Annotated in this window: 17 protein-coding genes; 7 read left to right on the forward strand and 10 right to left on the reverse strand. The window is 36.3% G+C overall.

Features of this window, described 5'->3' with window-relative positions:
* Positions 1 to 60 precede the first annotated feature (60 nt).
* The 4 genes from ACZOVS_RS06735 (at position 61) to ACZOVS_RS06750 (ending at position 4,790) form a co-directional block, all read left to right on the forward strand.
* Positions 61 to 576: a gliding motility lipoprotein GldH family protein gene (locus ACZOVS_RS06735; RefSeq protein WP_483996470.1), complete on the forward strand. Its 516-nt coding sequence runs from the start codon at positions 61 to 63 to the stop codon at positions 574 to 576.
* Between the two features lie 21 nt (positions 577 to 597).
* A complete protein-coding gene (locus ACZOVS_RS06740; RefSeq protein ID WP_483996471.1) occupies positions 598 to 1,419 on the forward strand; it encodes a polysaccharide biosynthesis/export family protein in 822 nt (273 codons plus the stop codon).
* Positions 1,420 to 1,436: 17 nt separating this feature from the next.
* Complete coding sequence (locus ACZOVS_RS06745; RefSeq protein ID WP_483996472.1) at positions 1,437 to 3,908, forward strand: polysaccharide biosynthesis tyrosine autokinase; 2,472 nt, start codon at positions 1,437 to 1,439, stop codon at positions 3,906 to 3,908.
* A 315-nt stretch (positions 3,909 to 4,223) separates the two neighbouring features.
* Positions 4,224 to 4,790 carry a sugar O-acetyltransferase gene (locus ACZOVS_RS06750; protein ID WP_483996473.1) on the forward strand — a complete coding sequence of 189 codons (567 nt, stop codon included), beginning with the start codon at positions 4,224 to 4,226 and terminating at the stop codon, positions 4,788 to 4,790.
* Positions 4,791 to 4,860: 70 nt separating this feature from the next.
* Here ACZOVS_RS06750 and ACZOVS_RS06755 read toward each other — a convergent pair whose 3' ends face one another.
* The 3 genes from ACZOVS_RS06755 to ACZOVS_RS06765 all read right to left on the reverse strand — a co-directional run bounded on the left by ACZOVS_RS06755 (position 4,861) and on the right by ACZOVS_RS06765 (position 12,588).
* Positions 4,861 to 10,659 carry an alpha-2-macroglobulin family protein gene (locus ACZOVS_RS06755; RefSeq protein WP_483996474.1) on the reverse strand — a complete coding sequence of 1,933 codons (5,799 nt, stop codon included), beginning with the start codon at positions 10,657 to 10,659 and terminating at the stop codon, positions 4,861 to 4,863.
* Between the two features lie 322 nt (positions 10,660 to 10,981).
* Entirely contained in the window at positions 10,982 to 11,656 is a 675-nt protein-coding gene (gene rsmI / locus ACZOVS_RS06760) for a 16S rRNA (cytidine(1402)-2'-O)-methyltransferase (RefSeq protein WP_483996475.1), read from the reverse strand.
* Positions 11,657 to 11,667: 11 nt separating this feature from the next.
* Positions 11,668 to 12,588, reverse strand: a complete 921-nt coding sequence (locus ACZOVS_RS06765; RefSeq protein ID WP_483996476.1) for a hypothetical protein — start codon at positions 12,586 to 12,588, stop codon at positions 11,668 to 11,670.
* Between the two features lie 60 nt (positions 12,589 to 12,648).
* On the opposite strand from ACZOVS_RS06765, the gene ACZOVS_RS06770 reads away from it, so the two are divergent.
* The 3 genes from ACZOVS_RS06770 (at position 12,649) to bcp (ending at position 15,165) form a co-directional block, all read left to right on the forward strand.
* Positions 12,649 to 13,233 carry a thymidine kinase gene (locus ACZOVS_RS06770; RefSeq protein WP_483996477.1) on the forward strand — a complete coding sequence of 195 codons (585 nt, stop codon included), beginning with the start codon at positions 12,649 to 12,651 and terminating at the stop codon, positions 13,231 to 13,233.
* 16 nt (positions 13,234 to 13,249) lie between these two features.
* Positions 13,250 to 14,650, forward strand: a complete 1,401-nt coding sequence (omp85, locus tag ACZOVS_RS06775; protein WP_483996478.1) for an Omp85 family outer membrane protein — start codon at positions 13,250 to 13,252, stop codon at positions 14,648 to 14,650.
* A gap of 62 nt (positions 14,651 to 14,712) precedes the next feature.
* Positions 14,713 to 15,165 carry a thioredoxin-dependent thiol peroxidase gene (bcp, locus tag ACZOVS_RS06780; protein WP_483996479.1) on the forward strand — a complete coding sequence of 151 codons (453 nt, stop codon included), beginning with the start codon at positions 14,713 to 14,715 and terminating at the stop codon, positions 15,163 to 15,165.
* 410 nt (positions 15,166 to 15,575) lie between these two features.
* Here the strand turns inward: bcp and ACZOVS_RS06785 are convergent, their stop codons facing one another.
* The 7 genes from ACZOVS_RS06785 to ACZOVS_RS06815 form a co-directional block, all read right to left on the reverse strand.
* Entirely contained in the window at positions 15,576 to 16,061 is a 486-nt protein-coding gene (locus ACZOVS_RS06785; RefSeq protein ID WP_483996490.1) for a DUF4252 domain-containing protein, read from the reverse strand.
* A gap of 2 nt (positions 16,062 to 16,063) precedes the next feature.
* Entirely contained in the window at positions 16,064 to 16,468 is a 405-nt protein-coding gene (locus ACZOVS_RS06790) for a hypothetical protein (protein ID WP_483996480.1), read from the reverse strand.
* On the reverse strand, positions 16,455 to 16,964 hold the full coding sequence (locus tag ACZOVS_RS06795; RefSeq protein ID WP_483996481.1) for an RNA polymerase sigma factor: 510 nt from the start codon (positions 16,962 to 16,964) through the stop codon (positions 16,455 to 16,457). The genes ACZOVS_RS06790 and ACZOVS_RS06795 overlap by 14 nt, the downstream gene beginning before the upstream one ends.
* Positions 16,964 to 17,407: a DUF4252 domain-containing protein gene (locus ACZOVS_RS06800; protein WP_483996482.1), complete on the reverse strand. Its 444-nt coding sequence runs from the start codon at positions 17,405 to 17,407 to the stop codon at positions 16,964 to 16,966. The genes ACZOVS_RS06795 and ACZOVS_RS06800 overlap by 1 nt, the downstream gene beginning before the upstream one ends.
* Before the next feature lie 291 nt (positions 17,408 to 17,698).
* Positions 17,699 to 18,325, reverse strand: coding sequence for a peptidylprolyl isomerase (locus tag ACZOVS_RS06805; RefSeq protein ID WP_483996483.1), 627 nt, complete (start codon positions 18,323 to 18,325; stop codon positions 17,699 to 17,701).
* Positions 18,326 to 18,336: 11 nt separating this feature from the next.
* Positions 18,337 to 19,665, reverse strand: a complete 1,329-nt coding sequence (locus ACZOVS_RS06810; protein ID WP_483996484.1) for a DUF4270 domain-containing protein — start codon at positions 19,663 to 19,665, stop codon at positions 18,337 to 18,339.
* Positions 19,662 to 20,477 carry a glycogen/starch synthase gene (locus tag ACZOVS_RS06815; RefSeq protein WP_483996485.1) on the reverse strand — a complete coding sequence of 272 codons (816 nt, stop codon included), beginning with the start codon at positions 20,475 to 20,477 and terminating at the stop codon, positions 19,662 to 19,664. The genes ACZOVS_RS06810 and ACZOVS_RS06815 overlap by 4 nt, the downstream gene beginning before the upstream one ends.
* Positions 20,478 to 20,503 lie beyond the last annotated feature (26 nt).

The raw sequence follows: 20,503 nt of genomic DNA on the forward strand, positions 1-20,503 counted from the left end.
ATATCGTTATTTGTTTGTTTAGTTGGTAAAAAAGTAATACTTTTGCAAAAAATTGTATAATTGTATTTTAAAGCTATGGTTCGTTGTGTTAAATCATTGTCGATATTAGTGTTTATGATTCTAATGATGTCTTGTTCAAAAAAGCAAGATGATATTATTATAAGTACTAAATTTCAGGGTGAGACATGGGGCAGATTTGATTATCTAACAGCATTTTATGAAGTTAGAAAAGCACCCATGACGGCTGATGTGATCCTTGAAGTTGTAGTTAATGATGATTATCCGAGTAAATATCCCAATCATCAAGATGATGGTTCTTTTAAAATCAATATGACAATAAAGACTCCGGAAGGCGGTTCACGTTCAAGAGATTATTCTTTTAATTTGAAAGATAAAGATGGCAATTGGAAATCTGAGAAGATAAATGGTTGCTATACTTTCAATTTGCCTCTTATCAGTAAAATGACTTTTGGAGAAAAAGGAGATTATCAATTTAAAATAGAAAACAAATATCCCAAAGATCCTCTTTGCGGTATTATCAGCCTTAAGATTAAGGCATCAGACAATAATGATTAAAAATAAGAAAAACAGTTAAATATGAGAAAGTATATTACATTATTATTTTTGGTTCTCACGGTGATAGCATCGTTAATGACATCTTGTGTCTCACAAGATAAAATACTGTATCTGCAACATGAACAGATGTTGAATGACAGTACGGGAGTGTCAATCGTTTATCAAAATGAAAGAACCTTTGATTATAAGGTTCAACCCGGAGATAATCTTTTTATCAGAGTGGCGAGTGTCGATGAAAACTTTGCAAAGTTGTTTACAGGGGCCAACCAGGCGATGTCAGCTACTTCTTCAACACAGTATTCAAGTGGCAACCCTGCTATTTATCTTAATGCTTATACTGTAAGTGATGATGGCAATATTGAATTTCCGTTTGCCGGCAAAGTATTCGTTAAAGATCTGACAGTTGATGAGATTCAAGCTAAGATACAGGAAATAATAGGGGAATATCTTAAAGAAACTACTGTATATGTCAAATTGGGTGTTTTTAACCTTACTGTTCTTGGTGAAGTAAACAGACCGGGTCAATATCAAGTATATCAGTCTGATATAAATATTTTTCAGGCTATTGCAATGGCAGGTAATGCTACTGATTATGCAAATAAGAAGAATATTAAAATTATTCATCAGACACCGGACGGTTCGCAAATAGAGCGTATAAATCTAAATGATGCTGATGTGCTGTCATCACCTAATTATTATTTGAAACCTAACGATGTGATTTATGTCGAGCCTTTGAAGATAAAGAGATACGGTTTTACGAGCATGCCATATTCTACTCTCATTTCTGCAACATCACTTCTCCTGACATGCTTGACATTCATTTTTGTTTATGTTAAAAAATAATTAAATAAAAGTAGTATATGGAAGAAATAAATAAACAAAATAATGGAATGTATGCCCAAAATGATAATGACAGCATAGATCTTAAAAATTGGATTATCAAATTTTTGAGTTATTGGTATTTGTTTGTTATATTCGGTTGTGCCGGATTGGCTGTTAGTTATGTTTATAACAGATATACAAGTCGTGTGTATCAGACTCAGGCATATTTGTATATTAAAGAACAAACTGTTGGTATAGACCCTACAGCCATGATAACAGGCATGAGTTTTAGAAATGCCGGTAATGTTGATAATCAAATTGCCATTCTTCAATCGTTTCTTTTGAAAGAAAGGGCTATTAAAAATCTTGATTTCGAGGTGTCTTATTATGTCAAAGGCAGAGTCGCTAAAGCAGAGTTGTATATGGATAATCCGTTTACAGTGGAATTTGACGATAATGTTTATCAGTTGGTAGGTGTAGAATATGGCGTTAAATTCTTGGATAATTCAAGATATGTCTTGACGGCTGACATAGGGAAGAACCAGAAATACTATAATTTTACTGCCGATGAATATGTGGTGAAGATAAAACAACCGGAGATGAAATTCGTAGATACAGTTTTCTTTGGTGATACTGTTGATAACGGGTATAATAAATTCAGAATAGTTCTTAATGGCAATTATAATACAGATGAAATAAGTGAAGTTGATTTGAGTTTTCGTATAAATGATTATCTTTCACTTATTAAAAGTATGGGAAATATTACGGTTACTCCATCTACTAAAAATGCAACTGTTGTAAATGTGGTTGCTCGCGGCAATCATCCGCAGAAAATTACAAATTATCTGAATCAGCTGCTTAGAGAATTTGTCAATAGAGAACTCGAACTTAAAAACAGAGTATCTGAAAATACTATCTTGTTTATTGATGAACAATTGATGGGTATTCAAGACTCTTTGAGTAAAGCAGAGTTCGATTTGCAGAATTTCCAGAAAGGTAACGATTTCATGAATCTTGACGCCCAAGCAACTCAGTTGTTCAATCATCTTAAAGCACTCGAACAACAGCGAGGAGAAGTGGACCTCAACTTGAAATATTATATGAATCTTAAAAAATATGTTGAAGATAATATTAATGATGTAGATAAACTTATTGCTCCGAGTGCCATGGGTATTCAGGACCCTTTGTTGAATAAGTTGGTAAGTACTCTTGTGGAATTATCTGCCGAAAAATCCATACAACTACTTACTTCTACAGAGAAAAGTCCTGCTGTTCAATCTATTGATGAACAGATAACTCAAACAAAAACTGCATTGTTGGAAAATATCAATAATATGATATCCAATGCCCAAATGACAATGGAAGAAATAGATGTCAAAGTCAATGAGGCCTCAGTTAAAGTTAAGGAACTTCCTAATTCACAACGTTTATTACTTGGATATGAGAGAAAATTTGCATATAATGATAATTTGTATAATTTCCTCATGCAAAAACGTTCTGAAGCACAGATCGTTATGGCAAGTAATACTGCTGACAGCGAAATAGTTGATTTTGCAAGAGTTGCATTGACTACAATAGTATCTCCCAATACAAAAATTAATTATCTTATCGGCTTGGTTTTAGGACTTTTGATTCCGGCTCTTTTTATCATTTTGAAAGAATTTTTCAATGTGAAACTTATGGAGAGAAAAGATGTCGAAAATGCAACTGATGCTCCTATTATCGGTCAGGTACCTGTGGTAGATGCTGTTTCTGAAACTTTTGTTATTGATAAGCCCAATTCACCAATATCAGAAACATTTAGAGCAATGAGAACAAATCTTGAGTATATGGTGAAGAGTAAGGATAAAAATGTAGTTCTTGTTACCGGCGACATGTCCGGCGTAGGTAAGACATTCATTTCTATTAATTTGGCTTCGATTTATGCTCTTTATGGGAAGAAAACTATTTTGATAGGGTTGGATTTGAGAAAACCAAAACTATATCAAGAGTTTGGTTTAAGCAATAAGGTTGGTGTATCATCATATCTTGCTAATAGAGCATCATTAGATGATATCATTCAGCCTTCCGGTAAGTTGCAAAGTTTGGATATTGCTGTTGCCGGTCCTATTCCGCCTAATCCGGCAGAACTTATTGCATCAGAACGTACAGACCAACTGTTTAAAGAATTAAGAGAAAGATATGACTATATCATTGTCGATACAGCCCCTCTTGCTTTGGTAACCGACGCTATCTTGTTGACTAAACGTGTCGATGTAACGACTTTTGTTGTAAGACAAGGAGTAACAAATAAAAATGCTTTCAAGGCAATTGTCAATAACCTTGAAAACAGAGGTGTCAATCTTTCTGTTGTTATCAATGGTATTCGTTACCAAGGACATTATGGGTATCGTTATGGTTATGGTACTTACAGTTATGGTTATGGATATGGCTACGGTTACGGATATGGCTACGGTTCTGGTTATTATGATAATGAACACGATAAAAAGAAACGTTGGTTTCGTAAATGATTTGCTGACTGAATAAGATGATGAAAAACGCTGTCGAAAAATTTTGAAATTTAGACAGCGTTTTTTTGACATCGGCAACTCCATTGTTTTTCAGATATTCCATTTTTTGTGATATTATATATGGTTATATCAGAATAATTTTTGTAATTCAAATATTTATAAGTTGTTTTCATTTTGTTTTTTCTTCAACTATCATGAGTATATCTTAAATTATTGACTATTTATAGTGTAAATCTGTAAAAATGGTTGTTTTTTCAATAATGTATATACATTATGAGCCTTTGTCAGGGTTTATTTTTGCAAAAAAACATATTGATGAGCGATATTATTGAAAGAATGAGACGTGGTGAGTTGATATTCGAGGATGACCCTGATTATCATAGTCTTTATTATGAATTTGAGAAAACACTTTCTCTTGTTAGCGAGTTGAACACAGGTTCTCATACTGCCGAAAAAGTACGTCATTTGCTTGAACAGATATGGGGTATTAAGTTAGATTCTTCTGTACGTATGTTTCCTCCTTTTTATACTGCTTTTGGCAAATTTACCAAAGTTGGGAAGGGTGTTTTTATCAATTTTGGCTGTACTTTCCTTGACAGAGGAGGTATTACCGTTGAAGATGATGTTTTTATTGGTCCTGGTGTAAAGGTACTGACGGAGAATCATCCTGAAGACCCGATAACAAGGCATAATGTAATGGCATCACCCATATTGATAAGACGTAATGCTTGGATAGGCGGTGGTGCAATTATATTGCCCGGAGTGACTATTGGAGAGAATGCAATTGTAGGTGCCGGTTCCGTAGTGACTAAAGATGTTCCCGACAATGCCATTGTTGTAGGCAATCCTGCACGTTTTGTCAGAAATATAAATATAAGTTGACCCCAAAAGTTTTTTGTCTTACTTTTGGGGTGTTCGCTTCACACATTACTAACTTTTTTGTTAATGCTTATCATTTTACGATTATGTTTTCGCCTTTTGAATAGGCTCTGAATTCCGGTGCATAGAGACACTGAATGTCGGCAAAACCTGCATTGAAATAACCTTCTCTTGTTATATAAACCTTGTAATACAGTTGATATTCACCCTTGGGTAATGTATTGAAATACATAGTGACATTACTGTCTGAAGGAGAGAAATAATAATACAGTCCATTGTTGTATTTATAAGAAGATATCTGTTCTTCAGGTTCAAAGCAGGCAGCATACATGTCATTAAGTACTACAAATTCCATGTCTTGTTTGCATTTGACCGTAAGCTGAACGACGAGAATATCGCCTTCTTTCACTGTTTCTTGTTCTGCAGGAATAAGCTTTGTCCCATCGACAGAGTAGCGTTCTATATAATATTTGCGATTTATAGTGAGACTATTGTCTGCCGCTTTGACTTTGTCTGCAGGGACCAGATATTGACGGAACATACCGCCCCATGCTATATGTGGACTGTCGTTGTTTACCGTTATCGTGTTTAAATTGTCGATCTCGTTACCTGTCCATGTTTTTGTTATGAATCCTGTCCCCGCCTCCCCTTCGCTGCCCTCAACATTAATATTGCCCCCGCTCAGGCTTACATTTCCATCGTTGAACATATCTTCACCATTCATCAACAATGCATATATGGCATCCACTGTTGACCGGTTGTTTTCCCACATGTTGCTCCTTTTTTGTGTCAGAAGCCACAGTTTCATCTGTTCCATCTCTTCAGCATTATATCCAATCTCGTTATAAGCCTCCATGATTTGTGCCTGTGTGGAAGTATTACTGTTACGCCAATACATGCCGAGTTCATTATGTTGTGCACGCTCGCTCAATGATTTGACAATCAACCCTGCCGTGTTTTTGTCTCCATTACGCCACAATATTAAGGCAGCTTGTGCCTGTGATGTTATGTCAAGGTCTTTCCAATCTTTCTTTAATGCAGTGATGTAATTGTCTCTCACTGTCCTGGCTTCTATGCCAGCTGTCCCGTCGTCAAAGAAACTGAGGGCATACAGTTGTGACAGCGTGTTGTCCCTTACATGAAGGTTATTCTTCTCCTTTTCACTGAGTTTGTTGTAGGCGTAAACCAACTCGTTATACAGGTATCTGCATGCATTTTCACATATTTTATTTATTTTATTTTTGTCGTTTTCGTTAAAACTGTCAATGACACCAATATTTTTCATCTTGCCGAGACCTGACAATATATAAGAGGTAACATATTTGTTCTCCGGCATGCCTTCTATCCATGCCCAACCGCCATTAACCGTTTGTGTTTCAAGCAGTTTGTTTATAGAGACATTAAGTTCATTGTTTATGGTGTTGATGTCGAACAGGGCAGCGATGCGGGCACGTTGTGCACTCTCGTTTTTAGCATCAATAACCCATGGTGTCTCTTGTAACATTATGTTTTTCAGCTCTTTGTCTTTTTCAAGTTGTGACAACAGCGTTTCAGGGGAATCTACCTTCCATGTCTTGATATAATTGACAAGATTTGGTGTCTTGCTTGCGAGGAATACGGATAAGCTGTTGGTATATAACTTGTAAAATGTAGTTTCGGTATATTGGTCGTTGATGTCGTGGAGATAAGGCAGTGCAAGGACGGCATACCATACCGGATTGGCACTGAAATTCAATGTGGCAGAGATGTTTTGTTCATCTTTGCGTCGTTTCATTTTTTCAAGGTTGATGGTACTTTGGCTGTTAGGCATGACAGTAATGGGAAGTGTTTGAGTGAGAAGTACTTTGGAGTCAAGTACCGGCAAAAGATGCTGTTCGGCATCGGAAAATCCTTCAGTGCTGACAGTGAAACGCAGAACAAGGAGACTGTGTTTGTCATCAATTGCAATTTCCCATTCGGCAGCCTGACTCCCACCTGCTTCTATCTCGGGTATGTCCGGATTAGATACTGACGTCAATAATGATAACGGTTTCATATTCAAAGCATCGTAAATATCAAGTTTTACTGATGGCTTGATGGTTTCCTCACTGTTGTTGGCAACTATGGCAGATATCTTCAAAGTGTCGCCATGACGACAGAAACGTGGCATGTTGGCTTTGATAGTCACAGGTTTGGAGGTGGTAAAATATTGATTTATAATACCTGATTTCAGATCTTTGGTATATGCCATCATCATGAGTCTCCACCGTGTCAAAGCATCCGGCATTGTGAAACTGATAGATGCATTACCGTCGGCATCACTGATGATGGAAGGATAGAAAAATGCTGTCTCTTCGAAATTGTCTCTTACATTACTTGAAACCTCATTATAAGATTTTTCTTCTTCGACAGACATACTACTGTCGGAAATGACATATTCCGATTGTGTTTCATCAGCATTTAAACGATTATTTTTTGCAATTGTTGTTTTTGAAAGCAGCATAGGTGCTGTTCTGAGATAATAATTTGAGAACGGTGTCAATGATATTCCGGATGTGAGAGAAGTCCATGAAGGATATATGTATAAATTACTGAATAGAGGATTTATGGTTGACCTGAAAAATGGAGAACAATTAATTCCGCTGAAACTACGTAAATATGGTCTTATGTTGAAGTTCCAATTATTTGACTCTATTTTGTCCAACGAGGCATCATACATATCAGCTAATATTGATGCACTTACGCCTTTGCCTTGAAAGTCTTTGACACTGATGTTCCAAGTTTCTAAAGTACCCGGCAGCAAAACTTCTCTGTTGACATCTATTTGAATGTCTAAATCAAGGTTGTCGTAAGGCACGGCAATGATGTGTGTATAACAGCGATATTCGTTGTGACGTATTATGATGGCATCGAATCTTAAACTGCCACGGTCTTTTTCTGTCACTTCATAATCTATTGCCGCTACTGAATTGCTGACTTTGACACTTTTGTTAATTCTCGATTCTTCACCATGATGTATCATTATATAAACGGTGCTGTTTTCAAATGAGCTACCTATTAGAAACTGTAATTTCTGTCCCGGTTTCGCAGTAACTACATCATTTTCAGCCCATAAAATAGTATGACAAGGCATCTTTCTGCTGTCTTCGTCGTAAAGGATGAAGTCAACATTTATGGAGGCTATACTGTCTTCTACAGAAGTCAATTTCATGACATAACGTCCGTCTTGCATGTTTTCGAGTGCTTCCGGCAAAGCTTCCATACTTCCATCGACTTGTATGACATCTTCATATACAAGGGTTTCTTCTTCCTTGTCAGGATAATAATCATATAAAGGAAACATCTTTTCAAGCTGTTCTTCGCTTAATGTCTTTCTGTCATATTTATTGTCAATACGTATCTTGTTTCCGTCTTTTATATGGTAAATCTTACGATAAAGAGTGGCATTTGTTTTCTTTCCGTCGTTATTAAGAATCTCAATCTCATAATTTTTCAGATTGTGTTTTTCTATGTTTTCTTTTACGTCACACAATATTCTTATTTTGCTGTATGATGCTGATATTTGGGTTATTGCCGATTGTGTCTCGCCGGCTTTGTCGGTGGCGTTGACATTAATCTTGTATATGAATTGTGGCATCATTTGAGGCATGGCTGTCGTTTGTGGAATGAGTTTGAAGTCTATTTTGAAAGTTCCATTTTTGTCAGTCGTTGTCTCACCGAATGCTATCTGTTCTTCTTCCGGTAAAGACATTATTCTTCCAAATTTGTATGGTAAAATAACTTCTCTGATAACAGTGTATGATATTTTGGCGCCGTCACAGGCTCTCCCGGAATATGTCATGACTTTTCCTTCAATACTGACTTCATCGTTTAATGAATATTGACTTGTTAAGTCGTTGAAAGTCACCTCAAAAGTAGGTCTTTTGTATTCTGCTACGGTAAATGAGAGGTTTCCGCTCTCATTGTTGATGATAAACATACCGTTCATGATGTTGTCCGGAATGACAAAACTGCCGTTGAAAGCTCCGTAACTGTCTGTTATATATGATTGTCGTGTTATCACTTCGCCATTAGCTCCAATCATTGCAACTGTTGTTTCTCGTCCGGTTATGAGTTCTTTTTCAGAACCATTATTTTCAATCATCACTCCTTTGAATTTAATGGTCTGTCCAGGTCTGAACGCTCTCCTGTCACTGAAAAAATATGTCTTTTCCGTAGGATTGTTTTTATATACGGGACGATTGTAAATCAAATTTTCTGAAATAAGAGTGTCTCCCTTTAATGACATGATGACATAACAATTCTTGTCAGTTCTGAAAATACCCTCTTTGTCGGTTTTCGTATTACCGATATATTTTTTTTCATAAGACTTTTTCTTATAGTCGTATTCTTGTGTATATAATTGTATATCAGTGTCTTGTATTGCCTTGCCTGTCAATCTGTCAACGACACGGAAAACTGTGCCATTGTTTTCATTGTAATAATAGGAACTTAATCTGCTGACTTGCAGAACAGTACTGTTTATGTTGTTTTTGTCGAAGTTGCCATTGGGGAGGAAGACAATATAGTAAAATCCTGTTTCAAGTGGAGGAAGAGCTTCTAATGTCGAATGTTCGCGGAAATCATCTTCTTTAACAAGATTTATAGTACCTTCTTTATATGGTTTCCTTTCATTGAAGTAATTATATTTTTCGACAAGTAATGAAGGATTGGGTATCTCGAAGTATTCTTCTACGTTAATTTTATAAATCTTGTATTGAATATTGTCGATATTTCTGTAGTTCAATCCTAATGCTATATCTTTACCGGGAAGCAAAATGTTGTCTATGTCGATGCCAAGTTCAGGTCTTGTTATGTTTTCAATTAAATCATCGATACCTTTTGTTTCTTCACTGTCAGGATATTTTTCTTTTAATTCTTTACATAATGACATTATTTTAATGTAATTATTACCGTTTTTTTCAGAGTTGCTGTTGATTTGTTTTATAAGTATATTGATTTGTTCTTTGATTATTGGGGCAATATTGTTTTTGGAATAACGGTCTGTTAAAGATTGTAATGCTGCAAGATGTTCATCTGAATGACTTTCATCGAGAAGGTTATAAAGAAAATTCAAACATTCTGTTTCATTGAATATGGCAGCATCGTAATGGTCATTACTGCGGTTAAGTGTTATTAATTCCTGATAATTGTGTATTATGGTATTTATTTCATTGTCATTATTATCCAGAAGTGCTGTTGTTATGTCATTTGATTTTAATATGTCGATAATATATTGATTGTCAATATTGTTTATATTATTTTTTAAATAATTTATATATTTGTGCATTACATAGTCGTACAGAGTCGGCTCTAATGTGTTGTTGATGACGGTATCTAAAATGCCGTCGAGAAAGTCTATGTTCGTAGTTTTCAAAACATCGGATTCTTTCAAAGCATTTTCATATTCTTTCAATATCTCTTTATGAAAAGTTTTTTTGTCCCAAAATCTGATGTCGTCTGAATTGCCGGTTGTCTTGTTGCCATCGATAATATATTGATTACGCATGAGATAACTGTTGTACATCTCGGCAATGGTGATATCTGACAGCGCTTTGGAGATTGCATTTAATGATTTCGAGTAGTTTTTTGCATAGTTGATGGACGTTATGATGGGTTGTTCATCATTCAGTTCGAAAACCTTAAAACGTTTCAGCATACATTTCAACAGTTGATGATAGTCGTTTTCTTTTGATGCACTGTTTTGTATCTCATCTAAATATTTTTCAGCGGATTTTGGAAGATTGTTATTAAGACAACTGTCTATCTCCTTCCATAAATCATTATAAGATTGAGCATTGGAAGTACTTATTATGCACATAAAAATAAATAATGACAATATTTTAAATTTCATGACTAATGTGTTTTTTACTGCAAAATTAACGTAAAATGTTTAATGAAATTGAGTAGAGATAATAATAACAGGTTAAATTATAGTTTGTATTTGACTAAAAAAAGTTTTGTTTCTCAAATTATGTTGACAGACAGTTATCAATTGTTGTTTTTACAATGTAGTTTATGACTTTTCAATGTTTAAAACATGAATTTTTAAACTCTGCTTTTGTCGCTGTGAAAGCGATGAAATTATTGAAAATAACCGTACAAAGTGAAATAGATGACAGCTAAAAACTTTGAGAATCAATACTTGGTATTTTCGGTTTTAATAAAGTCGTTATTTATTGATTGGCTCCTTCAAGAACGATGACGATTTCACCTTTTATTTCTTTTTTGGAAAAATACTCTATGACTTCTGACAATGTGCCTCTGACATTTTCTTCATGTATCTTGGTAAGTTCTCGTGCCACGGCGACATGGCGGTCCGGTCCTGCCGTTTCTGCAAGCTGCTGCAAAGTTTTCAACAGTCTGAAAGGTGATTCGTACAATATAGTGGTATAATGGTATTTTACTATTTCGTTTATTTTAGTCTGTCTTCCTTTTTTATGTGGGAGGAAGCCTTCAAAAATAAAATGGTCTGCTGCAAGACCGGAGTTGACAAGAGCCGGCACGAATGCCGTAGCACCGGGCAGGCACTCTACTTCGACACCGAGACGCAGACATTCGCGTACAAGGAGAAAGCCTGGATCTGAGATGGCTGGAGTGCCGGCATCGGTGACAAGTGCCATTCTCTCGCCTGCAGCTATGCGTTCGGCAAGTGCTCCTACCTGTTGATGCTCGTTGTTGAGATGAAATGCCTGCATCCTTTTGCTTATGTTATAGTGCTTCAACAAATTTCCACTTGTCCTCGTGTCTTCGGCTAATATAGTATCTACCTCGTCACGCAAGATGCGCAATGCTCTTAATGTGATATCTTCAAGATTTCCGATAGGAGTAGGTACAAGATACAGTTTCATCTGTCAGTCTTTTAAAACCTTCTTTCTACTAAATTCATTAACTTCTTGTATGCCAATGAGTTTTCATCCCATTGCAGCTCAACCTGTAACTCATGCATGTAAATTATAGCTCCATCGAGATTGTTGATCTCATTCAAGACACTTAGAGATTTGTTGTATTTCTCCATACTTCCTTTGAACAGGTCGTTGAGGAACAGGAATCTCTCGTTAATGCCTATTGCAGTACGTAAGTCATTGATGGTCTTGCGTTGTAGTTGTGATGCAATGCTGTTGTCCGGTTGTTTTTCTAATATATCGCCAATTGTTACATGTTGTGTTGCCTCGACAGTGGGATTTTCTGTTGATATCTCTATTTTTATCTCATGCTCTTCGATGATGGGATTTTGGTTTTCCTCGCCCCACGCCTCTGTCGTATTCTTGCTCTCTTCCTTCATCCCAAGCTCATCCACCATCGTATTAGTCGTCTTTTCCGTATCATTATTCCCTGCTTCTTCTTCAGTTTTCAACGATACGTTGTTGTTTTCCTCTGGTTCTTCCTTCTCTTCATTCCATTCGAAGATGATATCATTATCTTTCTCATCCGGTTCTTTTTCGTCTTCAACCGACTCATCTTCGTCAATGTCGTCAAGAGAATAATAATGGCTTTCCCCTTTCTCGTTTTGCGAGATTTCATCATTGTCATGTTCATTATTAGTGGAAGCATCATTGTCTTTTTTTACCGACCAAACAGCTCCGGGGGTATTCCATTTATTGCCGTTTATACAACATAAGACATCATAAAACTCTCTAGTCTTTTCCATCATGACGTCTATGTCTAACTGACTGATAGGTCTGTCGTTACGTATCATAAAGTCAACTTGTGCCATCATGCGGCTGAGCAGAGATTTCAGTTGTGGCAAACCATTATTTTCCTGCATGCTTGTGTTGTTCATTGAAATATTTTTTTAATTTTGTGGACTGAACAAAATTATAAAAAAAACGGATACGTAATCATGTTTCTTGAAAAAGATTATCGTAACAGGACACAAGGTTGGATAGAAGTGGTGTGTGGATCGATGTTTTCAGGCAAGACCGAAGAGTTGATTCGCAGGCTGAATCGTGCCCGTATTGCCAAATTGAAAGTTGAGACTTTTAAGCCGAGTATCGATATCCGTTACAGTGACGAAGATGTCGTCTCGCATAATGAATCGTCTTTGCATTCTATTGTTGTTGAAAGTGCTTCACAAATATTATTTTATTCCAATGATGTTGATGTTATTGGCATAGATGAGGCTCAGTTTTTTGACGATGAACTTGTCAATGTGTGTCAGACGCTTGCAAACCAGGGCGTTAGAGTTATTGTCGCCGGACTTGACATGGATTATACCGGTAAGCCTTTCGGGCCTATGCCCGCTCTCATGGCTGTGGCAGAAGATGTAAGTAAGGTACATGCCATCTGTATGCGCTGTGGTGGTCTTGCTCAGTATTCTCACCGTACAGTGAAAGTGGATAAACTTGTAGTGCTAGGAGAAACAGATACTTATGAACCTCTTTGTAGGAGTTGTTATAATAAGGCTCTTCGTGAAGGGAATGAATAATGTCAAAATCTAAATTATGAAAAAAATATTGTTTTTCTTTATTGCTTTGTCTTTGTTGACTGTAAGCTATGCTCAAAATCGCGAAGGGAAGAAAAAGGAAAAGAAATATAATGAGAAAGGTGAGATCATAAAGACAGGTTGGGTCTTTGGCCCTCTTCCTGTTGTCGGTTTCGACTCTGACCTCGGATTCCAATATGGTATCACAACGGATATCTTTAATTATGGTAATGGCAAGAATTATCCTAAGTATGATTTTAAAATGAATTTCGAGGCATCGACATATACCAAAGGCTCCAGTATTCTCAGGTTTTATGGCGACTTTGGCAATGTTATACCTAAATCGAAACTGTTTTTGGATGTGGCATATCTCACTGACAAAAAATATGAGTTCTATGGATTCAATGGATATGCTGCTCCTTTTATTGATAATGCTTATCTGTCTTATGTCAATCCTTTGGATCAGGATTCTCCTGTTCAGATTGTCGATGACCCGTCTGTTTCATCTTTTTTGTATAATTTTTACCGTCGGCAAATCAGAGTGGTTACCGGTTTCAGGTATCCCATAGGTTTTGTTGATAATCTGTATTATGCTGCTGGTATCGCGTTTTATAATATTAAAATAGATACGGTGAGATTGGATGGAATTGAAAACCAGATAAGTTTGTATGAATTGTATTGTAAGACAGGTTTGATAAAAGATAATGAGAAAGATGGAGGTTCTGTGACACAGTTGCGTCTTGGCTTGATTTATGATACCCGTGATAATGAAAGCGACCCTGCCAAAGGCTTGTATGTAGAAGGTACTTTGGCAGCAGCTCCTGATATTATAGATAAAGAGAATTACAGTTATCTTACTCTTACCATGATTTTGCAACATTATGTTCCTGTATATAATGACCATCTGACTTTTGCCTATCGTCTTGGTGTACAAAGTGTTCTTGCAGGAAACATTCCGTTTTATGCTGTCTCTAATCTGAATACTATGTTTTATAAAAAAATGATTACCGAGGTTCTTGGCGGCATCACCTCAATAAGAGGCATCAATCGTAATAGCGTTATTGGTGCAGGTGTGGGTTGGTTGAATACAGAACTGCGTTATAGGGCTTTGAGGTTTAAGTTTATCAATCAAAATTGGATTATCGGCTGTAATCTCTTGTTCGATGCCGGCATGGTTATTAAGGATTATAGACTTCATGAACAAGAAAATGCTTTTGTCGGTTTAGATGAAAATTCTTCTGAAATTGTTGAAAATCTGTTATATACCGGAGAAAGAGAGTCTTTGCACACTTCAATGGGCGCCGGCTTGAAAGTCATTATGAACCGCAGTTTTGTGGTGTCGGCAGAATGTGCGCACGCTCTTAATGAACATGATGGCAATGGCTTGAAGTTTTATATTGGATTTAACTATATTTTTTAAACTTATTGGTGTTATATGTAAAACAGATAATTTATTATATGTAGAATTAAAAAAACTAATTTATGTTGAAAATCGGAGATAAAGCACCTGAGGTCCTGGGATTGGACCAAAATGGTAAAGAAGTGAAAATTAGTGACTTCGGAGGGAAGAAAATAATATTGTATTTTTATCCTAAAGACAGTACTCCGGGCTGTACTGCCGAGGCATGTTCCTTGCGCGACGGACTCGATGACCTTAAAGATGCCGGTTATGCCGTGGTGGGCGTCAGCAAAGACTCGGCAAAATCACATCAAAACTTTATTGCTAAACAAAATCTTAACTTCCCGTTGATTTCAGACCAGGATAAGAATCTTATCGAGTATTTCGGTGTCTGGGGTGAGAAAAAAATGTGTGGCAAAACTTGTTTCGGTGTTGTCAGGACTACTTTTATCCTCGCTCCGGATGGTACTGTGGAAAATATCATTACTAATGTGAACACTAAAGATGCAGCTAAACAGATTCTCGAATTGAAATAAGGTTCGTTTAAGCTTCTCTATTACTTTGTTACACAACAAGATGTCTTTTAGTAATAAACAACCTTTTGCATTTTATTCGTAGAAGTTCATGTCATGGCATCTTAACTTGTTTATAATCAAGATTTTATTAAAGAAGATAAAATAATCATCGGTATGTGTCAAGTCGTGTAAATAATTCATTATCAATACAAAAATTTGTAAGCCATCTGCTTGATTTATGTATATTTAATCTTTATTTTCAAAATATAATGAGTGAATTTTAAGACTTCAGGATACCAATGGTATTTTGTCCTGCTGTTGATAATAAGAAACAATTTCAATAAATTATTTTTACATATTTGTTTTTATGGAAAAAGGCTGAGCCGGATTCATTTCCGCCCCAGTCTTCTTTATATTCATTTAACTCGATGTCAATTTATACCTGACATGCTTTTCGCTACTTGCATTGTTACTTGCATTGTAAAATTTCCAGACAAAATGATAATAGTGCATTCATCCTGTTCCTCTGACAGCATAATCATTTTATTTATTATATCTCCTTTCTGCAGAGTATAAAAAATCACATTACTTTCATCATCTTTTATACGCATTATTTCTTTATAATCCGTCATATCTATCATTTTTGAAAAGTCAGCTTTCATCTGGTCTCGTATATCTTTACGTTCGGTTGATAAAATCTGCATTCCTGTGATTTCCATTTCTGCTAAATCCAAACCATCTTCATCTGTTTTCATGGCATACATTAGTTGTAACATTTCCGGAGAAATGCTTACAACCGTCACACCGTCCATGTCTTCGTATTTTTCAAAAAAATTGTCCTGTGCCTGACAAACAAACGTTCCAAAAACAAAAAACAATATTGCCATCAATAATTTCATTGTGCTAAAATTTTTCATATTCAATAATTTAATTTTTCGATTAATAATTCATTTACTTTATCCACTTTTCGGTTTACATTATCTATTTGCATAATACCTTTATTAAAATTGTTGAAAAAGAGTTGCAAGGCATTTTGGGCTGTTATTGTGGCATCGGCTAACTCACGGGCATTTGTTTTTTGCTCTTTTTCATAAGCATCATAACGGAATATTCCTATAGTCAGTAATATAGTTGCGGCAATTCCGCTTACCCAGTATATCCAACGACGAGTAAGCAATCGTTTTTGTTGTCTCTCTGCCTTTGCCCATGTGTCGATTTGCTTTTCCAAACGCTCAGACAAGCCTTCCGGCAATTCTTGTTCTACTGCAAGCGTTTTGTCAAGTAACTCATCCAAGTTTTCCATTTTTCTATTATTCTTGTCCATACAATAGTTTTATTTGTTCACGCAATGTTTTTCGTGCCCGTGTAAGCAATACACGTATGTTCACTGCGGTCAATCCTGTTATTTGTTCAATTTCTTCCATCGTACAATCATCTATACTTCGCAGACGCAATATTTGCCGTTGGTTTTGAGGTAAACGATTTATCAGTTCCTGCACTCGTACAACTTTATCGTGAATCTCGGTTTCCTGTTCAGGCGTAGTGTCGTCAACAAGAACATCTATTTTGCCTGCATCAACGGCGTCATACGACCGACGGGCAGAGCGCATGAAATCAAGACAGGCATTTTTTACCAACGTTACGCAAAATGCTTCCGGAGTTTTGACAACATCCAATTCATCCCGTTTTGTCCAAAGTTTAAAATATACATCTTGTAAAATATCTTCTGCATCTTCCTTGTTTTCCACCAGAATAAAGGCTATACGAAATAATTTGGCATGCAAAGGCAAGTATTTGCGTTTGAAGTTTTCCACATCCATTATCGATTCTCTTCTATTATTTTTTCTACATCTTTAGGCTTTATTTTGCCTTTTATGCGTATCAAAACCATATCCTCTTCATCGTATGTTGCAATCACCAATTCCTGAATAACATCTTTCTTTGTCCGTATCAGGATTCGAACCATTTCATTATCGTCTTTCACGACAAGCAAAGGCTCATATTTGGAATCTTTTATTGTGCGTAAACCGTTTCGGAAATTTTCCTTTACATCATCTTGACATTCCGACAAATCTAGTATCTCAATGCTGCTAATCCCCTTTGTTTCTGTAAAGATACCGGAGGTTTTCATCACCAGAGGACCTATCTTTACCTTTTCCACACCGGTTTTATCTGAAAAACTGTTCAAAAACTTTTCCAAGTTTTCTGCATAAGCCAATCTGCAACAAAACACCACCGCAAGCAAAAACACATACTTTTTCATTTTATTCTCCTTTTTAAATTAAAAATGTATTTAATCTGTTATAGACAGTCAACCGTGCGCGCTACGGAAAAAGTCTTTACACCTAAGACGAAAAAATATCTTTTTTGTTACAAAATAACATGATTTTTTTAAGACACAATATTATTTTGACAGCATATTGTAAAACAACATATTATGGCGTCTCTACAGAATAAGGTGGATATTAAAAATAACACACATATATAAAGAGCACCTCTGAAATACGATTATATTTCAAAGGTGCGTATGATATTTTGATTTAGTAAATCGTAATTATTGTTCTACAATTTCCATTGTCATTTTAACCGGAGTCACCGGCACATCACCATATCCTGTCTTTACTGCGGCTATCTTATCCACCACATCGAGACCTTCTACTACTTCTCCAAATACGGTATAGTCTCCGTCCAAATGAGGAGTTCCGCCTATTGTAGTATATGTCTCTATTTGTTCTTCAGAAAATTTCTTGCCATATCTTTGTGAGAACATGTTCAACATTTGAGGAGTGTAAACCTGTCCTTGCACAATATAAAACTGACAACCGCTTGATTCTTTCTTTGGGTTTACCTGGTCTCCGAGTCTCGCTGCGGCAAGAGCGCCTTTTTTATGGAAATGGTTGCTTTTGAATTCTGCAGGTATGGTATATCCGTTATTTTCTCTACCATCGGCATTGCCGCCGCCCTGTATCATAAAGTTGTTTATCACACGGTGGAACGGAGAATTTTCATACCAGCCTTCTTTTACGAGTTTGATGAAATTATCTCTATGTAATGGTGTGTCATTATACAATTTAACTTTGATATTGCCATAATTGGTTTTTATCAATACCATTGTCTCTTTTTCTTGTGCTTGTGTCGTCATTCCTATTAAAATACAAAATATTAAAAATAATTTTCTCATAATGTAATAATTTAATCATCTATTTCAGAATAAATAAGGTCTAATCTCAGCATTGAAGTCGTATCTGCATAGTCGGGACCGTTGAGCACCCAGCGACTCGGATTATAAGAACCGGCATTGACATAGAGATATATCCCGTAGTTCTCGGCATCAGGTCCTGCAAGGATCAGATCTTGTATGTATTCAGATATTCTGAACCACACCTCTCCGTTTTTGAATGTACCGCCATAGTAATTGGTGCCTACATATTGATCCGGCAAAGTTGAATAGCTTCCGTCGGCATTAACTTTTACAACCACTAATTGTGTAGGAGGTCGGAATGTAGCTGTATCGTTTATGGCTCCGTCTATCACCGCAGGAGCACTTTTCATAATTAATTTGGCTTCATTGACAAGGACATTGGTATTAAGGTTAGCAGCCCATTGTGCAAGGTTCGGAAATTTAATGAATGCTCTTGTTCCTGCCGCTCCCTGAAGAAACAGATATCGGTTGTCTGTGCTGTCGTTGAATCTTATAGGTGAAACAGCAGCTTCATAGTCGTGTTCGAAATAGTTGTATCTTATGTTAGATGTAGTGACGTCGAAATCGTAAAATGAGGTGTCGCTGTCGTTATGGTAGTACACCCTCATGTAAGTATTACTGTTTGTTATGTTGAAATAACATATAGAGCCGGTACCTCCGGTATTGTCACATTTCAAATGTATACCTTTAAAATAATCGGTAAATGCCGTGTTGGATGTGAAGTTGGCTTCTTCATCATGGAAAAAATGATGTGCTACCATCGTGTCAATGGGAATACGCAATACTGCCGTATTTATAGTGTCATATTCAAAGTTGGAAAAAGTCTTCGGTCTCGGAAAGAACTGGTGATAACCTATTTCATCCCCGCATTCTAATATGGTATTGGAATAATAGGTGGTATCTATCATGTCCTCTGCTATCTCATAAACTCTTACAATTTGTTGTTGAGTAGTATCACCATAATAGTTGGAATAAGTAAGTTGAAGAACTACAGAATCAGCTACGGGATTTTCGCCCCATTCATGACCATTGGTGGTAAGCGACAATTGTGTGTAAAAACCGAGGTTGGAATTGCCGAAAACAGGGTCGTACATATCGCCGAGCAACATGTAATTGGCACTCTTTGTACTTAGTGAATCTACTCTTTGAGTCTCGGCATAGATATCCTGTGTCCCTGTGAATGAGACTCTTATATAACTGCTTTCAGGTTGAATGGTATTTCCTATCCGTTCCGGTACTTTTTTACAAGAGATGATACTTACAGAACATATCACCAAGAGTAAAAACATAAAATTTTTCAAAGTCATTATTTTCTTCATTTTTTGCACAGATATGTATCGTAAAACTCATTGTAAGCATCAACGTAATTTTCTTTCGGTTGGTATTCAAGCAGCGGTTTTTTTAACGATCTTGCATATTCTTCTATTTCGGGATTGATGTTTTCACTAGCTATAATGATGGCATCTGAAAAGTCTAAGGCTGATTTTGTGATATTTACATAGGTTGGCGATTTAAGCCATTTCAAGTCTTTAACCATTATTCCCGGCATTTTGAGTTTTGTATCATAGTCGTTACTGAACTCTCCAGGGAAATCGTCATTGTAAATTGAATAAACTATTTTCGACTCGTTGAATAACGGATTGTCCTTATATGACCGTTTGATATATAACGGGACTAAACTTGAAATCCATCCGTGACAATGAATAATATCCGGTGACCAGTTCAGCTTCCTTACTGTTTCAATAACACCGCGCGAAAAGAATATAGTTCTGTCATCGTTGTCTTCAAAATAGTTGTTGTTTTTGTCAAGTACGGTAAATTTACGGTTGCTGAACAAATCGTCATTATCAATAAAATATATTTGCATTCTGGCTTTCTGTATAGAAGCTACTTTGATTATCAACGGATGATCCGTATCGTTGATAATCATGTTCATACCGGAAAGGCGTATGACTTCATGCAACTGATTCCTGCGTTCGTTGATAATGCCGAAACGTGGCATGAAAATACGTATTTCCTTGCCCTTTTCCTGTATGCCCTGCGGAAGATTTCTTCCAATTAATGACATGTCGGTCTTTTGCAGGTACGGCATTATTTCTTGATGTATAAACAATACTTTCGTTTTTTCCATTTTTGACAAATTTGTTGGCAATAAAA

The sequence above is a fragment of the Candidatus Limimorpha avicola genome (genome assembly GCF_056978975.1).

Excerpts from the sequence above, each read along its gene's own strand:
- ACZOVS_RS06765 (WP_483996476.1), bottom strand. The coding sequence starts at position 12,588 with ATGAACAACACAAGCATGCAGGAAAATAATGGTTTGCCACAACTGAAA.
- ACZOVS_RS06790 (WP_483996480.1), bottom strand. The coding sequence starts at position 16,468 with ATGGACAAGAATAATAGAAAAATGGAAAACTTGGATGAGTTACTTGAC.
- ACZOVS_RS06745 (WP_483996472.1), top strand. The coding sequence starts at position 1,437 with ATGGAAGAAATAAATAAACAAAATAATGGAATGTATGCCCAAAATGAT.
- ACZOVS_RS06800 (WP_483996482.1), bottom strand. The coding sequence starts at position 17,407 with ATGAAAAAGTATGTGTTTTTGCTTGCGGTGGTGTTTTGTTGCAGATTG.
- ACZOVS_RS06815 (WP_483996485.1), bottom strand. The coding sequence starts at position 20,477 with ATGGAAAAAACGAAAGTATTGTTTATACATCAAGAAATAATGCCGTAC.
- ACZOVS_RS06750 (WP_483996473.1), top strand. The coding sequence starts at position 4,224 with ATGAGCGATATTATTGAAAGAATGAGACGTGGTGAGTTGATATTCGAG.
- omp85 (WP_483996478.1), top strand. The coding sequence starts at position 13,250 with ATGAAAAAAATATTGTTTTTCTTTATTGCTTTGTCTTTGTTGACTGTA.
- ACZOVS_RS06785 (WP_483996490.1), bottom strand. The coding sequence starts at position 16,061 with ATGAAAAATTTTAGCACAATGAAATTATTGATGGCAATATTGTTTTTT.
- ACZOVS_RS06740 (WP_483996471.1), top strand. The coding sequence starts at position 598 with ATGAGAAAGTATATTACATTATTATTTTTGGTTCTCACGGTGATAGCA.
- ACZOVS_RS06805 (WP_483996483.1), bottom strand. The coding sequence starts at position 18,325 with ATGAGAAAATTATTTTTAATATTTTGTATTTTAATAGGAATGACGACA.
- ACZOVS_RS06795 (WP_483996481.1), bottom strand. The coding sequence starts at position 16,964 with ATGGATGTGGAAAACTTCAAACGCAAATACTTGCCTTTGCATGCCAAA.
- ACZOVS_RS06810 (WP_483996484.1), bottom strand. The coding sequence starts at position 19,665 with ATGAAGAAAATAATGACTTTGAAAAATTTTATGTTTTTACTCTTGGTG.
- rsmI (WP_483996475.1), bottom strand. The coding sequence starts at position 11,656 with ATGAAACTGTATCTTGTACCTACTCCTATCGGAAATCTTGAAGATATC.
- ACZOVS_RS06755 (WP_483996474.1), bottom strand. The coding sequence starts at position 10,659 with ATGAAATTTAAAATATTGTCATTATTTATTTTTATGTGCATAATAAGT.
- ACZOVS_RS06770 (WP_483996477.1), top strand. The coding sequence starts at position 12,649 with ATGTTTCTTGAAAAAGATTATCGTAACAGGACACAAGGTTGGATAGAA.
- bcp (WP_483996479.1), top strand. The coding sequence starts at position 14,713 with ATGTTGAAAATCGGAGATAAAGCACCTGAGGTCCTGGGATTGGACCAA.